Origin of the sequence: Streptomyces sp. NPDC085927 (genome assembly GCF_044540975.1) — a bacterium.
Classification (GTDB): Bacteria; Actinomycetota; Actinomycetes; order Streptomycetales; family Streptomycetaceae; genus Streptomyces; species Streptomyces hirsutus.
The window spans coordinates 54,435-69,813 of record NZ_JBITSN010000008.1; the positions used below are offsets into that span (position 1 = coordinate 54,435).

Below are 15,379 nucleotides of genomic sequence, written 5' to 3' on the forward strand. Positions count from 1 at the left end.
AGGACGCACAGGACGCACAGGACGGTGACACCCGATGACGGCAGACGACGGCGACGCCACCACCGGGCACGGGGGCGAGGTCCCGCTGCCCCGGACGCTGTGCGACACGGCCGCGCTGGCGGCGCTCGAGGACGCGCCGGCCGGCGCCCTGTGGAGGCTCGCGGAGTCCGGCCGGCAACTCGACGCCAACGTCGTACGCATCCCGCCCGGCAGGCAGGTCGACACCCACCGCGAGCCCGACCTCGACGTCCTCCTCCTCGTTCTGGCCGGAGAGGGCTCGCTGACCGCGCCCGACGGAACGCAGCCCCTGCGCGCGGGCGTCCTGACCTGGCTTCCGCACGGCTCCACACGCGCTCTCGCCGCCGGCGGGCAGGGGCTGACCTACCTGACCGTGCACCGCCGTCGCCCCGGCATGCAGATCAAGCCGCCGGGTACGACGGCGCCTTCGGCCGACCGGCCCCAGTAGGGGTGACCAGGCGGAACTTTCGTCCAGAAGGTGTAACTCGAGTCAACAAAGTGATAACGGCAGACAACTTCTGAACGCTTTAAGCGGTCTAGTCCGCCATGAAGATCTCTTTCCTGATCCACAACGCCTATGGCATCGGAGGCACGATCACCACCACGTTCAACCTCGCCGCCGCGCTGGCCGAACGGCACGACGTGGAGATCGTCTCCGTGCTGAGGCACCGGGAGCACCCCAACCTCACCCCGCACCCCGACGTGCGGCTGCGGCCCCTGGTGGATCTCAGGAGGGAGAAGGACGACCCCCGGCACCGAAGACCGGCCAAGGTGTTCCCGGCGGCGGAGTACCGCTACCACCAGTACAGCGAGCTGACGGACCAGCGGATCGCCGAATGCCTGGAGTCCATCGACGCCGACGTGGTCGTCGGGACCCGGCCGGGACTCAACGTGCACCTCGCGCTCCAGGCCCCTGAGCACGTCGCACGTGTCGGCCAGGAGCACCTCACCCTGGACAACCACCCGCCCCGGCTGCGTACCGCGCTGCGCCGCGCCTACCGCCGCCTCGACGTGCTCACCACCGTCACGGAGGCGGACGCCGACTCCTACCGGCGCAAGATGAGGCTGCCCGGTGTGCGGGTGGAGGCCCTCCCGAACAGCGTCCCCGACCCCGTGCTGCCCGCCGCGGACGGCACCGCCAAGGTGGTCGTCGCGGCCGGCCGGCTGGTCCCGGTCAAGCGCTACGACCTGATCATCAAGGCGTTCGCCCGGGTGGCGGCGGCCCATCCGGACTGGCAGCTGCGCATTTACGGCAAAGGCGAGGAACAGCCCGCGCTGCGCCGCCTGATCGAGTCGCTCGGTCTGTGGAACAACGTCTTCCTCATGGGCGCGGCGACTCCCATGGAGGCCGAGTGGGTCAAGGGTTCCATCGGCGTGGCCGCGTCCAACTTCGAGCCGTTCGGCATGACCATCGTCGAGGCGATGCGCTGCGGACTGCCCGTCGTGAGCACCGACTGCCCCTACGGACCCGGCGAGATCATCAAGGACGGCGTCGACGGCCGGCTCGTGCCCGTCGATGACGCCGACGCCCTCGGCGAGGCCCTGCTGGACCTCGTCGGCGACGACGAACGGCGCCACCGCATGGGCAGGGCCGCCCTCGGCAACGCCCGCCGGTACGCCCCCGGACCCGTCGTGGCGCAGGCCGAACGCCTCGCCGGGGAGGCCGTGGCGGCCCGAAGCGCCGGCCGGCGCCCCGCACCGGACGGCGGCGGGGCCCACCGGACCCTGTCCGGCCAGGGCCACGCCGCCGCCGACCTCGCCCTCGCCGCCGCCTCCGAGGCGCTGCGCACCCTACGGAAGGGACGCCGATGAGCACCGCCGCACAGGACACGGGCGCACCGGACACGGGCGCACCGCGCGCCCACTGCACGGTCGACGCCGACGGCCGGACCACCTTCCGCGTCGCCCTCCGCCCGGCCGGACGCCCCCGGCTGGCCCTGGTGCCGAGACCGAAGAAGAACGCGCCGCAGCAGCCGACGCGCCTCCTCGACCTCGAACCCCACGGCGACGACGGCGACCTCCGCGCGGTGCTCGAACCGCTGCCGGCCCTCGCCGAGGGCCGCTGGGACGCGTACCTGATGAGGGAACCGGACGCCGTACGGGAACGGCTGCGCCCGGGGCTGCGGGACCTGCGCGCCCTCGTCGACGGAAGCCTGAGAGAGTGGCCGTCCCCGGTGGCCGTCCGGGTCCCCTACGCCACGAAGGACGGGTTCCTGGCGGTCCGGGCCTGGCTGCGCCCCGCTCACGCCGAGGCCGGCCGCCTCGACCTCGCGGACGGTGCGATGACGGTCCACGCACGCCTGCACGGCGCCGAACTGTCCGACGACGCCACCGCGTTGCTCCGGCTGCGCAGCGACAGGGGCACCACGCGCTCCTTCCCGCTGCGGACCGACGGCAGCGGCTTCTCCTTCACCGCGCCCTTCGGGGAGCTGACCGGCGGGGCGTCCGGCGACCAGCTCTGGGACGTCTTCCTCCGGCCCGCCGCCGGTGCCCCGCCGGTCCGGATCGGCCGGCTCCTCGACGACATGGCCGACCGCAAGACAGTGTGCGTGTACCCGGCACTCACCGTCGGCGAAGCCGCCGTGCGCCCGTACTACACCGTCGACAACGATCTCGCCGTCGAGGTGACCGCCGTGCACTGAACCGGCCGTGACCCACCCCGCCCGTCCCGACCGTACGACGAGCCGCAGGCGGGCAGTCGGGCACAGGGGAGGGGCCCGGGGGGAACCGGCCCCTGCCCCTCGCCCGCTTGCGGCGCTCGGGTCAGGTGTCCTCGGCCGGAAGGGCGTACAGCTTCGGCAGGTTGACCACGATCGCCTCCTGGGTGCTGCGGGCGATGACGACCACGGCCTCCTCGGAGGGGTCGGGGTTCTCCTCGCGGTGCGGCACGAACGGGGGCACGAAGACGTAGTCACCGGGCGAGGTGCGCAGCCGCACCTCCTCGGTTCCGTCCAGGAACACGAACTCGGGGTGCCCGCTCACCACATGGATCGCGGTCTCGGACTCTCCGTGGTGGTGGTCGGAGGAGGAGGTGGCGGGAGCCACATGGGTCTGCCCCATCCAGAGCTTCTCGGCGCCCACCGTCTTCCCGCTGACCGCGGCGAACCTTCGCATGCCGCCGGTCTGGGCCGTGTCACCGTCCAGGGCATCGGCACGGATGTGGTGCAGCCGTGTACGCAGCGGTGCCTCCGCAGGGCCCGGGGCTTCGTGGAGATGAGGGTGGAACCCCTCACCGGGGGTCGTCAACGGCTCGCTCATGGCCGGGACCGTACGGCGCCCCGGAAAAGGATGTCAAGAGGTGTCTTATGCCGTTCACCTGCGGCAACGTTCCCGCAATGAAAGGGGCGATGGCCGAAACGACGCTCCGCGGGAAGCCGCTCGTGCATCATGGGCGACATGCATATCTCCGCGAAGGCGGACTACGCCACGCGCGCCCTGCTGGAGCTCGCCTGCGAACCCGCCCGCCCGCTGACCTGTGAGGCCATCGCCTCCTCGCAGGAGATTCCCTTCCGGTTCCTGAAGTCCGTGGTGGGTGAACTGCGGAAGGCCGGCCTGGTCCGCAGCCAGCGGGGCTGCGAGGGCGGCTACTGGCTGGGCAGGCCCGCAGGTGACATCACGCTCCTGGACGTCCTGCGCGCCGTCGACGGCGCGCTGATCACCCTGCGCGGCACCGAGCTGGGAGGACTGGAGTACCCGGGCCCCGCGGCCGGGCTGCCGGATGTGTGGCGGCAGGTCGAGGCCGACGCGGCCGCGGTGCTCGGCGGGGTCACCCTCGCCTCGCTGCTGCCCGCCCGGGAGGCCCGGCAGCCCGCGGGGAACGGCGCCGCGTGAGCCGCCCCGCGGGCGCGCCGCCGGCCAAAGCCGCCCGGGCGGCGGAAGCCGTCGGGGGAGCCGAGGTCGTCGAAACCGTCGAGGACGTCGAAGTCGTCGAGTACACCGACCCGTTGTGCCCCTGGGCCTGGGGGTCGGAACCCGTCTTCCGGCGGCTGCGCGCGGCGCTGGCCGGCCGGGTCCGGCTGCGCCGGGTCCACTGCGTTCTCTTCGACCACGACGACGACCCCGCGCCCGACCCCGACGCGGAGACGGCCTGGTACGCGCGCTACGTCGAGGAGATCAGCGCCCACACCGGGGCGCCGCGGGCCGCACGGCTGCGCCGGGTCGCGGCGAGCTCGTGGCCGTCGTCGCTCGTCGCCAAGGCGGCCGAGGCGCAGGGCGACCAGGTCGCCGAACGAGTGCTGAGGCGCCTGCGGGAGACCGTGTTCGTCCTCGGTGATCCGGCCGACACCCTCGGCTCGGCGCTGGCCGCCGTCCGGGGCGTCCCGGGACTCGACCCGGAGCGCCTCGCCGCCGGCGCGGCGTCCGGCGCGGTGCTCCGGCAGGTGCGCGCCGACCGGGCCGAGGCGCGCCGCCCCGTGCCCGAAGTCCTGGCCGTGCGCGGCGGATCGCCGCATCCGGGCGCGGCGAAGGAGACCGCCGACGGCGGCCGGCGGTACGCCCTGCCGACCGTCCTGGTGCGCACACCCACGGGGCGTCGCGCGGTGCCCGGCCTGCGGCCCTTCGAGGAGTACGCCGCGGCCCTGGAGGATCTCTGCCCGGGACGGCTGCGCACCCCGGTGCCCCTGGAACCGGCCCTCGCCCTGGAACACCACCGGACCCTGACCGAGCCCGAACGGCGCGTGCTGACGGAGGGCCGGTGGCCCCCGCCGCACGCCGTCCGCGTCGACACCGGCAACGGCCCCCTGTGGCTGCACCCGGACGAGGCCGCGACCCATCCGGCCACTCGCCCCGCACCACCCGCCGGGCCCTGACCTGCCGTTGGGCGGGGGGAACGGGCGCCGTCCCGTCCAATGAGACACCCGCAGGTGTCCATTGACAGCCGTTGAGGACTGCCCCCAGGATGTGGGACATGCACACGACGCACCCCGGTGTGATGTGCCGCTACGTGGACCTGCGGCGCACCAGCAGCGCACTCTGTAGCTGAACGCCCGCCGCTCACGGCCCTCCCGGCCCGTGACCGCTTCCGCCGCCGCCGGCCTCCGGCCGTGCGGCCGAGCCACGCGTCGCGCCCTTCCCGCCGTGCCGCCGCGCCGCTTTCTCTCCGTACTCGGGCCAGCCCCGCGTCCTTGACGCGCCCTGCCCCGAGCGACGCATGCCGACCCGTGCCCCGAGCCCTCGTCGTCCTGCCCGCCCGGCGGCAGCCGGCGCGTGCCACGGGGCGGGCCGCCCCGTACCCCGATCCCGCCCGACGCGGGGAGGGGCCGTCAAAGAAAGATGGACATGTCCGGACGACTCACGCCCCGCCGCCCCAGACTGGACCTCCGCTCCGCCCGCCGCCCCGGCCGGCTGCGCGCCGCCGCCCTGGGCACCGCCTTCGTCGCCGTGCTCGTCCCCTCCCTCACCGCCTGCGCCGGCGACGCCTCCTCCGCGAGCGGCGACTCCGCCCTGAAGTGGACCTCCTCCTACTTCCCGGCCCACTGGGACCCGGTGGTCGCCGGAAGCGGTGCGCAATTCCGGCATCTGGCCCTGGTGTACGCGTCGTTGACCCGCGTGGACGAGAGCGGCAAGGCGGTTCCCGACCTCGCCGAGAGCTGGGAGTACAACGACAGGGGCGACGAGATCACCTTCCACCTGCGTCCCGGCCTGAAGTTCAGCGACGGGGCGCCGGTCGACGGCACCGCCGTCAAGGCCGCCATCGAGCGGGCCCAGAAGCAGAAGAACTCCGCGCTCTTCGGCGACCTCACCTCCATCGGGAAGGTACGGGCCGACGGACTCGACGCCGTCATCGAACTCACCCAGGTCGACTACCAGATACCCCAGTTGCTCGGCGAGCGGGTACTGCAGATCGCCAGCCCCACGGCGGCGAAGTCGCCCGCGAAGCTGGACCAGAACCCGGTGGGCGCGGGCCCGTTCGTCGTCAGTCAGCTCGTCCCGGGCACCAAGGCGGTCCTCAGGAAGAACCCGGACTACTGGGACGCCGAGAACATCCACATCGACAACGTCGAACTCACCTCGGCGCCCGACGCCTCCACCGTCGTCTCCGGCCTGCGCACCGGCGTCTACAACTTCGCCGACATCGAGCCCAGTCAGGCCGACGAGGCGAAGAAGGCGGGCCTCGACGTCTTCGTCCAGCCCGGCTTCAACGCCTCCAACATCAGCCTGAACGTCAACAAGGCGCCGTTCGACGACGACCGGGTCGTCGACGCGGTCCGCCACGCGATCAACCGTCAGGAATTCGTCGACAAACTGACCTTCGGCTACGGCGAGGTCACCGACCAGCCCTTCCCCAAGGGGTACGTGGCCTACGACCCGAAGTCGGAAGACGCCTACCCCTACGATCCCGAGAAGGCCAAGAAGCTGCTCGCCCGGGCGGGACACAAGGCCGGTGACCTCGAACTCGACCTGGTCATCCCCGCCGAGGACCCGCAGGCCGAGATCGTCCAGTCGCAGCTCGCCGAGGTCGGCATCACCGTCGACATCAAGATCGACAAGAACTGGGCGACCCCCTTCTTCGCCAAGGAACTGGCCTTCTCCCTGTACGGAACCACCGGCCGCGACTCCGCCCTGCAGACCCTCACCGCCCACTTCGGCCCCGACGGCCCGCTCAATCTCAGCTCGCCCTACCAGCCGAAGGCCTTCGAGGAGGCGGTCGCCGAGGTCCGCCGGACCCCGCTCGAGGCCGCCGGGTACCCGGAGGTGCTGAGGTCGGCGACCCGCGCCGGTCTGGAGAGCAAGGCCCTCGTCTTCACCCACTCCGCGCCGAACCTCATGGCGAAGAGCAAGTCGATCTCCGACCTGCCGAAGAACCCGGCGCACATCAACTGGACCGGCGTCACCATCGGCGGCGCCAAGTGACCCGCATCCACCGCCCCGTCGCCCGCCCGGAGAGGAGAGCAGCCCCATGACGACGACGATCGAGGCACCGGCAGCGCCCGCCCTCCGCCGCGGGGCCGCCCGGACCAGGACACGGCACGCGCTCGGCCGCGTCCTGGTCACCCTCGCCCGGACGGTCGCGCTCTTCGTCCCCGTCTTCCTGGTCGCCACGTTCGTGACCTTCGCGCTGCGGTCGCTCAGCGGACTCAGCCCCGCCCGGATCCAGCTGGGCGAGGAGGCGACGCCCGAGGCGATCGCCCGCGTCGAGGCCGAGTGGGGGCTGGACCGGCCCTTTCTGGTCCAGTACTGGGACTGGTTCACCGGCGTGCTCCAGGGGCAGCTCGGCACCAGCTGGAGCAACGGCGCCGACATCTCCACCCTCATCGGCCTCGGCCTGGGCGTGAGCCTGTCGATCGCGGCGTTCGCCCTGATCATCGGTGTGGTCGTGGGCTTCCTGCTCGGCACGGTGGCGGCACTGCGCCGCACCACCTGGATCGACCGGGCCGTCACCGGATTCGTCACCGTCATCTCGGTGATGCCCGCCTTCGTCGTCGGCATCGTGCTGGTGACCGTCCTGGCCGTCGGCCTGAACCTCTTCCCGTCCGCCGGATACGTGCCCGCCGAGCAGGGCATCGGCCCGTGGCTGGCCCACATCACCCTGCCGGCGATCGCACTCAGCCTCGACGTCGTCGCCGACGTCGCCCGCCAGCTGCGCGGCAGCCTCGTCGCCGCCTACCGGGAGAACTACGTCACCGGAGCCGTCGTACGCGGACTGAGCCCGCGGCGCATCTTCCTCGGCCATGTGCTGCGCAACGGCCTCGGCCCGGTGCTCGCCACCCTCGGACTGAAGTTCCCCGCCCTGGTCGGCGCCTCCGTCGTCACGGAATGGATCTTCGGCCTGCAGGGATTCGGCCGGTTCGCCAACGACGCGGCACAGGTCGGCGACGTACCCGCCGTGCAGGGCGTCCTCGTGGTGTCGATCGTCCTGGTCGTCACCTTCAACCTGATCGTCAACCTGGTGCTGGCGCGCGTGACGCCGGCCTCCCAGAGGGGGGTGTGAACCATGGTGCGCCGCGTACTGGCACTCACGTCCGGCAGGATCGCCGTCGTCATACTCGCCGTCGTCGCCCTGCTGGCGCTCCTCGGCCCGCTGCTCGCCCCCCAGGACCCGCTCGCCACCAGCGACAACACTCTCGCCGGCATCTCGGGCGCGCACTGGCTGGGCACCGACTACCTGGGCCGCGACGTACTGAGCCGCCTTCTCGACGGCTCCCGGGTCAGCGTCCTCGGGAGCCTCGAGGTCGCCCTCACCGCACTGGCCGTCGGGGCGGTCCCCGGCATCCTGTCCGTCCACCTGGGCCGGACCTTCGAATGGATCACCCTGCGCCTGGTGGACACCCTGGTGGCCCTGCCGTTCCTGCTGTTCGCCGTCGCCGTGATCGCCCTGCTGGGCAACGGCATCACCCAGGCCATGCTCGTCACCGGCGTGCTGGTGTCGCCGCTGTTCTACCGGGTGGCCCGCGCCGCCACGCTCGCTGTCGCCCGCTCCCCGTACGTGGAGGCCGCGGTCGTCTCCGGGGCCTCCGTCGGCTGGATCGTACGCCGTCACCTGTGGGTCAAGGTGCTCCCGCCGCTCGCCGTCGCGCTGGCCCAGACCATCGGCACCGGCTTCGTCATCGTCTCCAGCCTCACCTTCCTCGGCATCGGCGTGCAGCCGCCCGCACCCACCTGGGGCGGCCTGCTCGCCTCCGACCTGGGCTACCTCAGCCACCGGCCGTGGTCCCCGGTCGTCCCCGCGCTGCTGATCATGGCCACCGTCTGGGCGTGCAATCTGCTCGCCGACGCGATCCGCGACGTCTCCGGCGAAGCGGGCCGCGCCCTCCTCAACAACCGCAAGGCCCGAGCCGGCCGCCTCGGCCCGGCCGGCCCCGCCCCCGCCGGAGGTGCGTGATGAGCTTCCTGTCCCCGGACACCCTCCAGGACCGAGAGACACCGACACCGCGGGAGGAGGAGCACGAGGCGGCGACGCCCGCAGAAAGCTCCGCCCCGCCTCAGGTGCTGTCCCTGCACGGTGTGCGCATCGGCGACCGGGCCACCGGCCGCGAGATCGTCCACGGCGTGAGCTTCGAGCTCACGCCCGGCCGGACCGTCGGCATCGTCGGCGAGTCGGGCAGCGGCAAGACCCTCACCTGCCGCGCCGCCCTGGGCGTCCTGCCCGCGCACTTCGAGGTCACCGGCGGCACCGTCGAGATCGACGGTACCGACATCGCCACGCTGACGCCCCGCCGGTGGACACAGCTGCGGGGCTCCACGATCAGCGCCGTCTTCCAGGACCCCGCCTCGTACCTCAACCCGTCGATTCCGGTGGGGGCGCAGATCGCCGAGGTCGTCCGGGTCAAGAAGGGGCTGAAGCGGCGCGACGCGCGTCACCGGGCCGCCGAACTTCTCCGGGCGGTCCAACTGCGCGACCCGGAACTGGTCTACGGGCAGTACACCTACGAACTGTCCGGCGGCATGCTCCAGCGGGTCCTCATCGCGGCCGCGATCGCCGCCGGCCCCCGCGTCCTCATCGCCGACGAGGCCACCACGGCGCTCGACGTCACCGTCCAGGCCGAGATCCTCGACCTGCTCGCCGAACTGCGCGAACGCACCGGACTGGCCCTCGTCGTCGTCTCCCACGACCTCGCCGTCGTCGCCCAGCTGTGCGACGAGGTCCTCGTGATGCGGCAGGGCGAGGTGGTCGAACAGGGGCCGACCGCCTCGGTGCTGCACGACCCGCGGCACGAGTACACCCGACTGCTCATCGCCGAGCACGAACAGTACGGCCTGGAGAAGTTCCTCGAACCGCAGGAGGCGGACGCGTGAGCACCGAACTCCCCGATACGCACACGGGTGACGCGCGGAAGGACCCGGCAGGCACGAGCACCGGCAGGGCCCCCGCGCCCGTCCTGGACGTCACCGGCCTCGACGTCCACTACGGGTCCCGCCGCCGGCGCCGCAAGGCGCTGCACGGGGTCTCGCTGAGCGTCGCCCCCGGCGAGACGGTCGGCCTCATCGGCGAGACGGGATCGGGCAAGTCCACCCTCGCCCGTGCCGTGCTCGGCCTGGTACGCCCTTCGGCGGGTTCCGTCGTCATCGACGGAGAGGACGTCACCCGCCACGGCAGCCGGCAGTGGCGCGGGCTGCGCCGCCGGGGCGTCGTGCAGTACGTCTTCCAGGACCCGCTGCGCAGCCTCGACCCCGACCTGACCGTCGAGGAGTCCCTGAGCGAACCCCTGCTCATCCAGGGCACCGCCCGCAAGGAGGCGGCCGAACGGGTCCGCGGCGTCCTCGCCAGGGTCCGGCTCACCGAGGACCTGCTCGACCGGCTGCCCGGCGAGCTCTCCGGAGGCCAGCGCCAACGGGCCGCCGTGGCACGGGCGCTGGTCACCGAGCCGCGTGTGCTCCTCCTCGACGAACCGGTCAGCGCGCTGGACTCCGCCAACCGGGTCCAGATCCTCCAGATCCTCAAGGACCTCCGCGCCGACGGCGTCGCCCTGGTCTTCATCTCCCACGACCTCGGCTCCGTCGCCGGGACCGCCGACCGCATCGCCGTGCTGTACCGGGGCGAACTGGTCGAGACCGGCACCGCCCGCGACGTGATCGGCCGGCCGCGACACCCGTACACCCGCCTGCTCGTCAGCTCCGCCCCCACCCTGCGGGGCGCCAGGGCGGACCGGGCCGAGCGCGACGAGCTGCGCACCCTGCTGCACGCCTGAACACCGACCGTCGTAGAAAAGCAGAAGGAAGAGACATGTCCCGCAGAATTCACCTGGCCCTCCACCCCTACGGCGTCGGCGGCCCCGGCCATCACGGCCTCTGGAAGGACCCGCGCGTAGCGAAGAACGCCAGCATCGACGTCAACTACTACATCCAGCAGGCCCAGGCCGCCGAACACGCCCTGTTCGACGCCCTGTTCATCGTCGACAGCCAGTTCATCAACGCCACCTACCCCTCGCACTACCTCAACCGGCTGGAACCGCTCACCCTGTTGTCGGCGGTCGCCACCCACACCCGGCACATCGGCCTGGTGGGCACGGCCAGTTCGACGTACAACTCGCCGTTCAACCTCGCCCGCCGGTTCGCCTCGCTCGACCACATCAGCGGCGGCCGGGCCGGCTGGAACGTCGTCACCAGCTTCGACACCGGCACCTCCCGGAACTTCGGGCTCGACGAGCACCTCGACTACGCCACCCGCTACGGACGCGCCCTGGAGTTCGTCCGGGTGGCCCGCGGTCTGTGGGACTCCTACGAGGACGACGCCTTCCCCGCCGACGTCGAGCGCAACGTGTTCCTCGACCCCGGCAAGCTGCACGCGCTCAACCACGAGGGCGAGCACTTCAAGGTCGCCGGTCCGCTCAACATCTCCCGCTCGCCCCAGGGCCAGCCGGTGATCTTCCAGGCGGGCGTCTCCGAGGAGGGACGCGACCTCGCCGCCCGGGTCGCCGAGGGCATCTACGCGCCCGGCGGCTCCCTGGAGCAGGCGCAGGAGTACTTCGCCGACATCAAGCGGCGCACCGCCGCCCACGGACGCGACCCCGAGCACATCAAGATCTTCATCCACGGCTCCCCGGTCGTGGCCGCCACGGACGAGGCGGCGGCGCGCCGCGAGCGGGAGATCTTCGAGGAGGACAACGACCTCACGGCCAACCTCGCTCTGCTGGGCCGCTCCTTCGGTGCCTACGACTTCTCCCGGCACGACCTGGACGCCCCCTTCCCGGACGTCGCCCACCTCGCCGAGAAGGGCGGCCGGACCGCGGCGACGAACCTCATCGCCCGGGCGAAGGAACAGAACCTGACGTTGCGTCAAATTGCCGAATCTGCCAACGAGTTCCGACGCTCGCCGTTCGTCGGGGCACCGGAGACCGTGGCCGACGGCATCGAGCGGTGGTTCGAGGCCGGCACCTTCGACGGCATCAACCTCGCCTTCCGCACCGACGAGGAGCTCGCACTCTTCGTCGACGGTGTGGTGCCGCTGCTGCAGAAGCGCGGGCTGTACCGCACCGAGTACGAGGCCGACACCCTGCGCGGCAACCTCGGCCTGCCCGTCCCGGCCAACCGCCACACCGTGGCCCGCGACCTCACGGGCAAGAACGCCCAGGCCGCCGACGCCCCCGCCCCGGCCCGGGAAGCCGTGGCACGATGACCGCACAGCCACCGCGTCTCCGGCTCGGCTTCCTCACCCACGTCCAGGGCCACGATCCCGACCCGGTCCGCACCTTCCGCAACGCCCAGGAACTCTTCGTCGTCGCCGACGAACTGGGCTTCGACACCGGCTGGGTGGCCCAGCACCACGTACCCCTGGGCGGCGGCGGACTGTCGTCCCCGTGGACCTTCCTCGCCCACGCCGCCGCACGGACCACCCGCATCCGGCTCGGCACAGCCGTGACGATCCTGCCGCTCGAGGACCCGGTCCGGCTCGCCGAGGACGTCGCGACCGTCGACGCCCTCAGCGGCGGACGCGTCGAGATCGGCGTCGGCAGCGGCTACAACACCACGGAGTACGCCGCCTTCGGCAAGGACATCACCCGCAAGCGGGAACTGACCAGCGAGCACCTCGATCTGCTGCGCCGCGCCCTGGCCAACGAGGAGGTGCGGGTCCCCGGCTTCCATGTCCAGCCGGCGGCCGCCGACTTCACCGACCGCATCTGGCAGGGCGTGTTCAGCGACGGGGGCGCGGCCCACGCGGCGACCGGCGGCTCGAACCTGCTGCTCAACCGGGCGGCATACGGATACGACGCGCCCACCGACGAGGTGCAGCGCCCCTGGGCGGACGCCTACCTCGCGGCCTGGGACCGGCCGCGCCGGCCCCGCATCGGGCTGTCCCGGTTCGTGTTCCCGGCGCGGGACAAGCGCACGGCACTGCGGCAGATCGGCGACGACGTCCACCGGGCCGCGCTGCGCATGGCCGACAGCGGTTCCTTTCCCCGGGGCCTGGGGGCCGACGAGGCACTGCGCCGCTTCCACGCCTTCCACGGCTCGCCCGAGGAGATCGTCACCGAACTGCGGCAGGAGAAGGTCCTGCCCGTCGCCACGGACCTGATCACCCAGTTCAACCCCGCCGTCCCCGACCACGACGCCGCCGTCCGCGCCCTCGAACTGATCGCGACCGAGGTGGCACCCGCCCTGGGCTGGAAGCCGGCCGCGGCGCCGCAGCCGGCGCCCGAACCCGCAGGAGCCTGAGATGACCGACCCCGTCCCCCACACCGACCATCACGCCCCCGAGGGGCTGCGCACCCGCGGCACGCTCGTCGTGGTCCCCGGCCGGGGGGAGACCCGGACGACGTACACCCGCCTCGGCCGGCGGCTCGCCGCCGACGCGTACCGGGTCCGGGTGATCGACGCCCCCGACCTCGACCCCGCCGACCCGGCCGGTGCGCTGACCCGCTTCGGAGCCCTGCTCGCCGACGCCGTCGAGGGCGCCGCCGCCGAGGACGGCGTGGTGGGCCCGCTCGTCCTGATCGGCGCCGACACCGGTGCCGTCGCGGTCGCGGGGCTGCTCGGCCGCGCCGGGTTCCCGGGCGTCCGGCAGCCGGACGCCGTCGTCCTCGCCGGGCTGCCGGGCCGGGGCGCGGGTGCCGTCGGGGGGTGGGAGGAGGAGCTGGAGGTCCGCACCTCCTGCCCCACCCACCGGGGCACCCTCACCGAGGACGCCGAGGTGCGACGGGGCTCGCTCGCCGACGCCGTGCCGGACGCCCTGCTGACGGCTGCCTACGAGGGCGACATCGGCGTCCCGGCCCTCCTGCTGGTTGGCGACGACGATCCGCTCGCCGACCGCGACGCCCTGACCCGCTGGGCGAAGTCGCTCACCCGGGCCCGCCTGGCGGTGGTCCGCGGCGCCCACCACGACGTCCTGAACGACCTCCAGCACCGCTCGGTCGCGGCCGAGACCGTCACCTTCCTGGAGAACCTGCGCAACGACCTGGTGCCACTGATCGGGGTGGAGACGAGCGCCTGGTGAGCCGGTGGCGGGCGCCGGGCGAGCGGGGCCGACCGCCGGCCCCGCTCGCCCGGCACCGACCGCCGCCCTGCCGCCGGCCGACGGGCTCCGAATGACCCACCCGAGTGGCCTGCCCGAGTGGTCCGTCCCCTGCCCGCCGTCGCCCGCCCGCCGCTCCCTGTCCCGCTCCGGCGGGGCCTCCGCCTCCGCCCCGTCCTCCGTTTCCCGTCCCCCGCTCACCCGCCCCTGCCCGGGCTCCGCCCCGAAAGGTTCGCCATGGCCACCATCCTGTCCGTCTCCGGCAGCCCCTCCGCCACCTCCCGCACCGCACGGCTCCTGCGCCATCTGGACGACAGGCTCCGGCGGCAGGGCCACGAGGTGACCCCGCTGGACGTGCGGACGCTGCCCGCCGAGGCGCTGCTCGGCGCCGACTTCCGGCACCCGGCGATCACCGGGGCGACCGCCCTGTTCGAACAGGCGGACGCCGTGGTGATCGGCACGCCCGTCTACAAGGCCGCGTACTCGGGCCTGCTCAAGTCCCTGCTCGACCTGCTCCCGCAGTACGCCCTCGCGGGCAAGACCGTGCTGCCGCTCGCCACCGGCGGCTCCACCGCCCACGTCCTCGCCATCGACTACGCCCTGCGCCCGGTGCTCAGCTCCATGGGGGCCGCGCACATAGTCCAGGGCTGGTTCACCCTCGACAAGGACGTCACCGTCGCCGCCGACGGCACCACGGCCGTCGCACCGGCCGCCGCCGAGGCCCTCGCCCGCGTCACGGACGACTTCTCCGCCGCCCTCGACATCCGCGCCCGCGCGACCCGTACCCCCGCCCTGGCTCCCACCGGCTGACCGCGGGACACCGAGCCGCTGCCACCGAACCCGGCCGCCGTTTCCGCCTCTCTCCCCGCAACCCGGCCGAGTACGCCCCGCGCCCCGAGCGATCGTTTTTCGATGTACTGCTTGACGGTGGCCAGGGGTGCTCCACCGCAGGATCCGGCTTCAAGGACAGGTTCCGCACGAGACGACCACCGCCATCGCCCGCACCTACGGCACCGTCGTGGTCGAAGCACTCACCCTCACGAACATGGTCAAGTCCGCCAGGGGAACGGTCGAAGAGCCGGGGAAGAACGTCGCCCGGAAATCCGGGCTCAACCGTGCTGTCAGCGGAGAGGCATGGGGCCGCACGGTCACCCTGCTGACCTACAAGACCACCCGGCTCGGCGACACCTTGCACAAGGTCCCCGCCCCCCACCTCCAGGCGCTGCTCGGCGTGCGGCTTCATCACGCCCGGCAGCCGGGAGTCCCAGGCCGTGTTCGTCTGCAAGAGCTCGGACCGCGGCTGGTCGGGCAACGCCGACCACAACACGGCCCGGAACGTCCTGCATCTGTACCGGACGGGCCTCGCGCTCGTCCCGGCTGCCGGGAGGGCAGTCGTCAGGCGTGCCAAGCGCGTCGAGCCCGTTGCCGCAAGGTAAGCGGGAATCTCCCGGCCTCAGCCGGGAGAGCACTTCA

Annotated in this window: 15 protein-coding genes and 1 pseudogene; 15 read left to right on the top strand and 1 reads right to left on the bottom strand. The window is 72.8% G+C overall.

Going from position 1 to position 15,379, the window contains the following annotated elements; genetic code table 11:
• Nucleotides 1-34 precede the first annotated feature (34 nt).
• The 3 genes from ACIF80_RS21785 to ACIF80_RS21795 all read left to right on the top strand — a co-directional run bounded on the left by ACIF80_RS21785 (nucleotide 35) and on the right by ACIF80_RS21795 (nucleotide 2,660).
• A complete protein-coding gene (locus ACIF80_RS21785) occupies nucleotides 35-466 on the top strand; it encodes a hypothetical protein (RefSeq protein ID WP_399807013.1) in 432 nt (143 codons plus the stop codon).
• Between the two features lie 98 nt (nucleotides 467-564).
• Nucleotides 565-1,830, top strand: coding sequence for a glycosyltransferase family 4 protein (locus ACIF80_RS21790; RefSeq protein ID WP_399807016.1), 1,266 nt, complete (start codon nucleotides 565-567; stop codon nucleotides 1,828-1,830).
• Entirely contained in the window at nucleotides 1,827-2,660 is an 834-nt protein-coding gene (locus ACIF80_RS21795) for a transferase (protein ID WP_399807019.1), read from the top strand. Before ACIF80_RS21790 ends, ACIF80_RS21795 begins: the two co-directional genes overlap by 4 nt.
• A gap of 121 nt (nucleotides 2,661-2,781) precedes the next feature.
• Here the strand turns inward: ACIF80_RS21795 and ACIF80_RS21800 are convergent, their stop codons facing one another.
• Nucleotides 2,782-3,276, bottom strand: a complete 495-nt coding sequence (locus ACIF80_RS21800; RefSeq protein ID WP_399807021.1) for a cupin domain-containing protein — start codon at nucleotides 3,274-3,276, stop codon at nucleotides 2,782-2,784.
• A gap of 138 nt (nucleotides 3,277-3,414) precedes the next feature.
• On the opposite strand from ACIF80_RS21800, the gene ACIF80_RS21805 reads away from it, so the two are divergent.
• The 12 genes and pseudogenes from ACIF80_RS21805 to ACIF80_RS21860 all read left to right on the top strand — a co-directional run.
• Entirely contained in the window at nucleotides 3,415-3,849 is a 435-nt protein-coding gene (locus ACIF80_RS21805) for an RrF2 family transcriptional regulator (RefSeq protein WP_399807023.1), read from the top strand.
• Nucleotides 3,850-3,962: 113 nt separating this feature from the next.
• Nucleotides 3,963-4,826 (top strand): DsbA family protein, encoded by an 864-nt coding sequence (locus ACIF80_RS21810; protein WP_399807544.1) that lies wholly within the window; start codon nucleotides 3,963-3,965, stop codon nucleotides 4,824-4,826.
• Between the two features lie 469 nt (nucleotides 4,827-5,295).
• On the top strand, nucleotides 5,296-6,870 hold the full coding sequence (locus tag ACIF80_RS21815) for an ABC transporter substrate-binding protein (RefSeq protein WP_399807026.1): 1,575 nt from the start codon (nucleotides 5,296-5,298) through the stop codon (nucleotides 6,868-6,870).
• A 46-nt stretch (nucleotides 6,871-6,916) separates the two neighbouring features.
• Nucleotides 6,917-7,948 carry an ABC transporter permease gene (locus tag ACIF80_RS21820; RefSeq protein WP_399807028.1) on the top strand — a complete coding sequence of 344 codons (1,032 nt, stop codon included), beginning with the start codon at nucleotides 6,917-6,919 and terminating at the stop codon, nucleotides 7,946-7,948.
• 3 nt (nucleotides 7,949-7,951) lie between these two features.
• The gene (locus ACIF80_RS21825; protein WP_399807030.1) at nucleotides 7,952-8,839 is read left to right on the top strand and encodes an ABC transporter permease; all 888 of its coding nucleotides are present in this window, start codon (nucleotides 7,952-7,954) and stop codon (nucleotides 8,837-8,839) included.
• Nucleotides 8,839-9,753 (top strand): ABC transporter ATP-binding protein, encoded by a 915-nt coding sequence (locus tag ACIF80_RS21830; protein WP_399807032.1) that lies wholly within the window; start codon nucleotides 8,839-8,841, stop codon nucleotides 9,751-9,753. Before ACIF80_RS21825 ends, ACIF80_RS21830 begins: the two co-directional genes overlap by 1 nt.
• Nucleotides 9,754-9,836: 83 nt before the next feature.
• Nucleotides 9,837-10,646 carry an ABC transporter ATP-binding protein gene (locus ACIF80_RS21835; RefSeq protein WP_399807546.1) on the top strand — a complete coding sequence of 270 codons (810 nt, stop codon included), beginning with the start codon at nucleotides 9,837-9,839 and terminating at the stop codon, nucleotides 10,644-10,646.
• 35 nt (nucleotides 10,647-10,681) lie between these two features.
• Nucleotides 10,682-12,073, top strand: a complete 1,392-nt coding sequence (locus ACIF80_RS21840; protein WP_399807034.1) for an LLM class flavin-dependent oxidoreductase — start codon at nucleotides 10,682-10,684, stop codon at nucleotides 12,071-12,073.
• Nucleotides 12,070-13,110 carry an LLM class flavin-dependent oxidoreductase gene (locus ACIF80_RS21845; RefSeq protein WP_399807037.1) on the top strand — a complete coding sequence of 347 codons (1,041 nt, stop codon included), beginning with the start codon at nucleotides 12,070-12,072 and terminating at the stop codon, nucleotides 13,108-13,110. Before ACIF80_RS21840 ends, ACIF80_RS21845 begins: the two co-directional genes overlap by 4 nt.
• Before the next feature lies 1 nt (nucleotide 13,111).
• Nucleotides 13,112-13,888 (top strand): alpha/beta hydrolase, encoded by a 777-nt coding sequence (locus ACIF80_RS21850; RefSeq protein WP_399807039.1) that lies wholly within the window; start codon nucleotides 13,112-13,114, stop codon nucleotides 13,886-13,888.
• 255 nt (nucleotides 13,889-14,143) lie between these two features.
• Nucleotides 14,144-14,716: an NADPH-dependent FMN reductase gene (gene ssuE, locus ACIF80_RS21855; protein WP_399807041.1), complete on the top strand. Its 573-nt coding sequence runs from the start codon at nucleotides 14,144-14,146 to the stop codon at nucleotides 14,714-14,716.
• A 166-nt stretch (nucleotides 14,717-14,882) separates the two neighbouring features.
• Nucleotides 14,883-15,342: pseudogene (locus ACIF80_RS21860) on the top strand (zinc ribbon domain-containing protein); the annotation flags it as partial.
• Nucleotides 15,343-15,379 lie beyond the last annotated feature (37 nt).

Coding starts and splice junctions, on each gene's coding strand:
- ACIF80_RS21785 (WP_399807013.1), top strand. CDS start 35: ATGACGGCAGACGACGGCGACGCCACCACCGGGCACGGGGGCGAGGTC.
- ACIF80_RS21790 (WP_399807016.1), top strand. CDS start 565: ATGAAGATCTCTTTCCTGATCCACAACGCCTATGGCATCGGAGGCACG.
- ACIF80_RS21795 (WP_399807019.1), top strand. CDS start 1,827: ATGAGCACCGCCGCACAGGACACGGGCGCACCGGACACGGGCGCACCG.
- ACIF80_RS21800 (WP_399807021.1), bottom strand. CDS start 3,276: ATGAGCGAGCCGTTGACGACCCCCGGTGAGGGGTTCCACCCTCATCTC.
- ACIF80_RS21805 (WP_399807023.1), top strand. CDS start 3,415: ATGCATATCTCCGCGAAGGCGGACTACGCCACGCGCGCCCTGCTGGAG.
- ACIF80_RS21815 (WP_399807026.1), top strand. CDS start 5,296: ATGTCCGGACGACTCACGCCCCGCCGCCCCAGACTGGACCTCCGCTCC.
- ACIF80_RS21820 (WP_399807028.1), top strand. CDS start 6,917: ATGACGACGACGATCGAGGCACCGGCAGCGCCCGCCCTCCGCCGCGGG.
- ACIF80_RS21825 (WP_399807030.1), top strand. CDS start 7,952: ATGGTGCGCCGCGTACTGGCACTCACGTCCGGCAGGATCGCCGTCGTC.
- ACIF80_RS21830 (WP_399807032.1), top strand. CDS start 8,839: ATGAGCTTCCTGTCCCCGGACACCCTCCAGGACCGAGAGACACCGACA.
- ACIF80_RS21840 (WP_399807034.1), top strand. CDS start 10,682: ATGTCCCGCAGAATTCACCTGGCCCTCCACCCCTACGGCGTCGGCGGC.
- ACIF80_RS21845 (WP_399807037.1), top strand. CDS start 12,070: ATGACCGCACAGCCACCGCGTCTCCGGCTCGGCTTCCTCACCCACGTC.
- ACIF80_RS21850 (WP_399807039.1), top strand. CDS start 13,112: ATGACCGACCCCGTCCCCCACACCGACCATCACGCCCCCGAGGGGCTG.
- ssuE (WP_399807041.1), top strand. CDS start 14,144: ATGGCCACCATCCTGTCCGTCTCCGGCAGCCCCTCCGCCACCTCCCGC.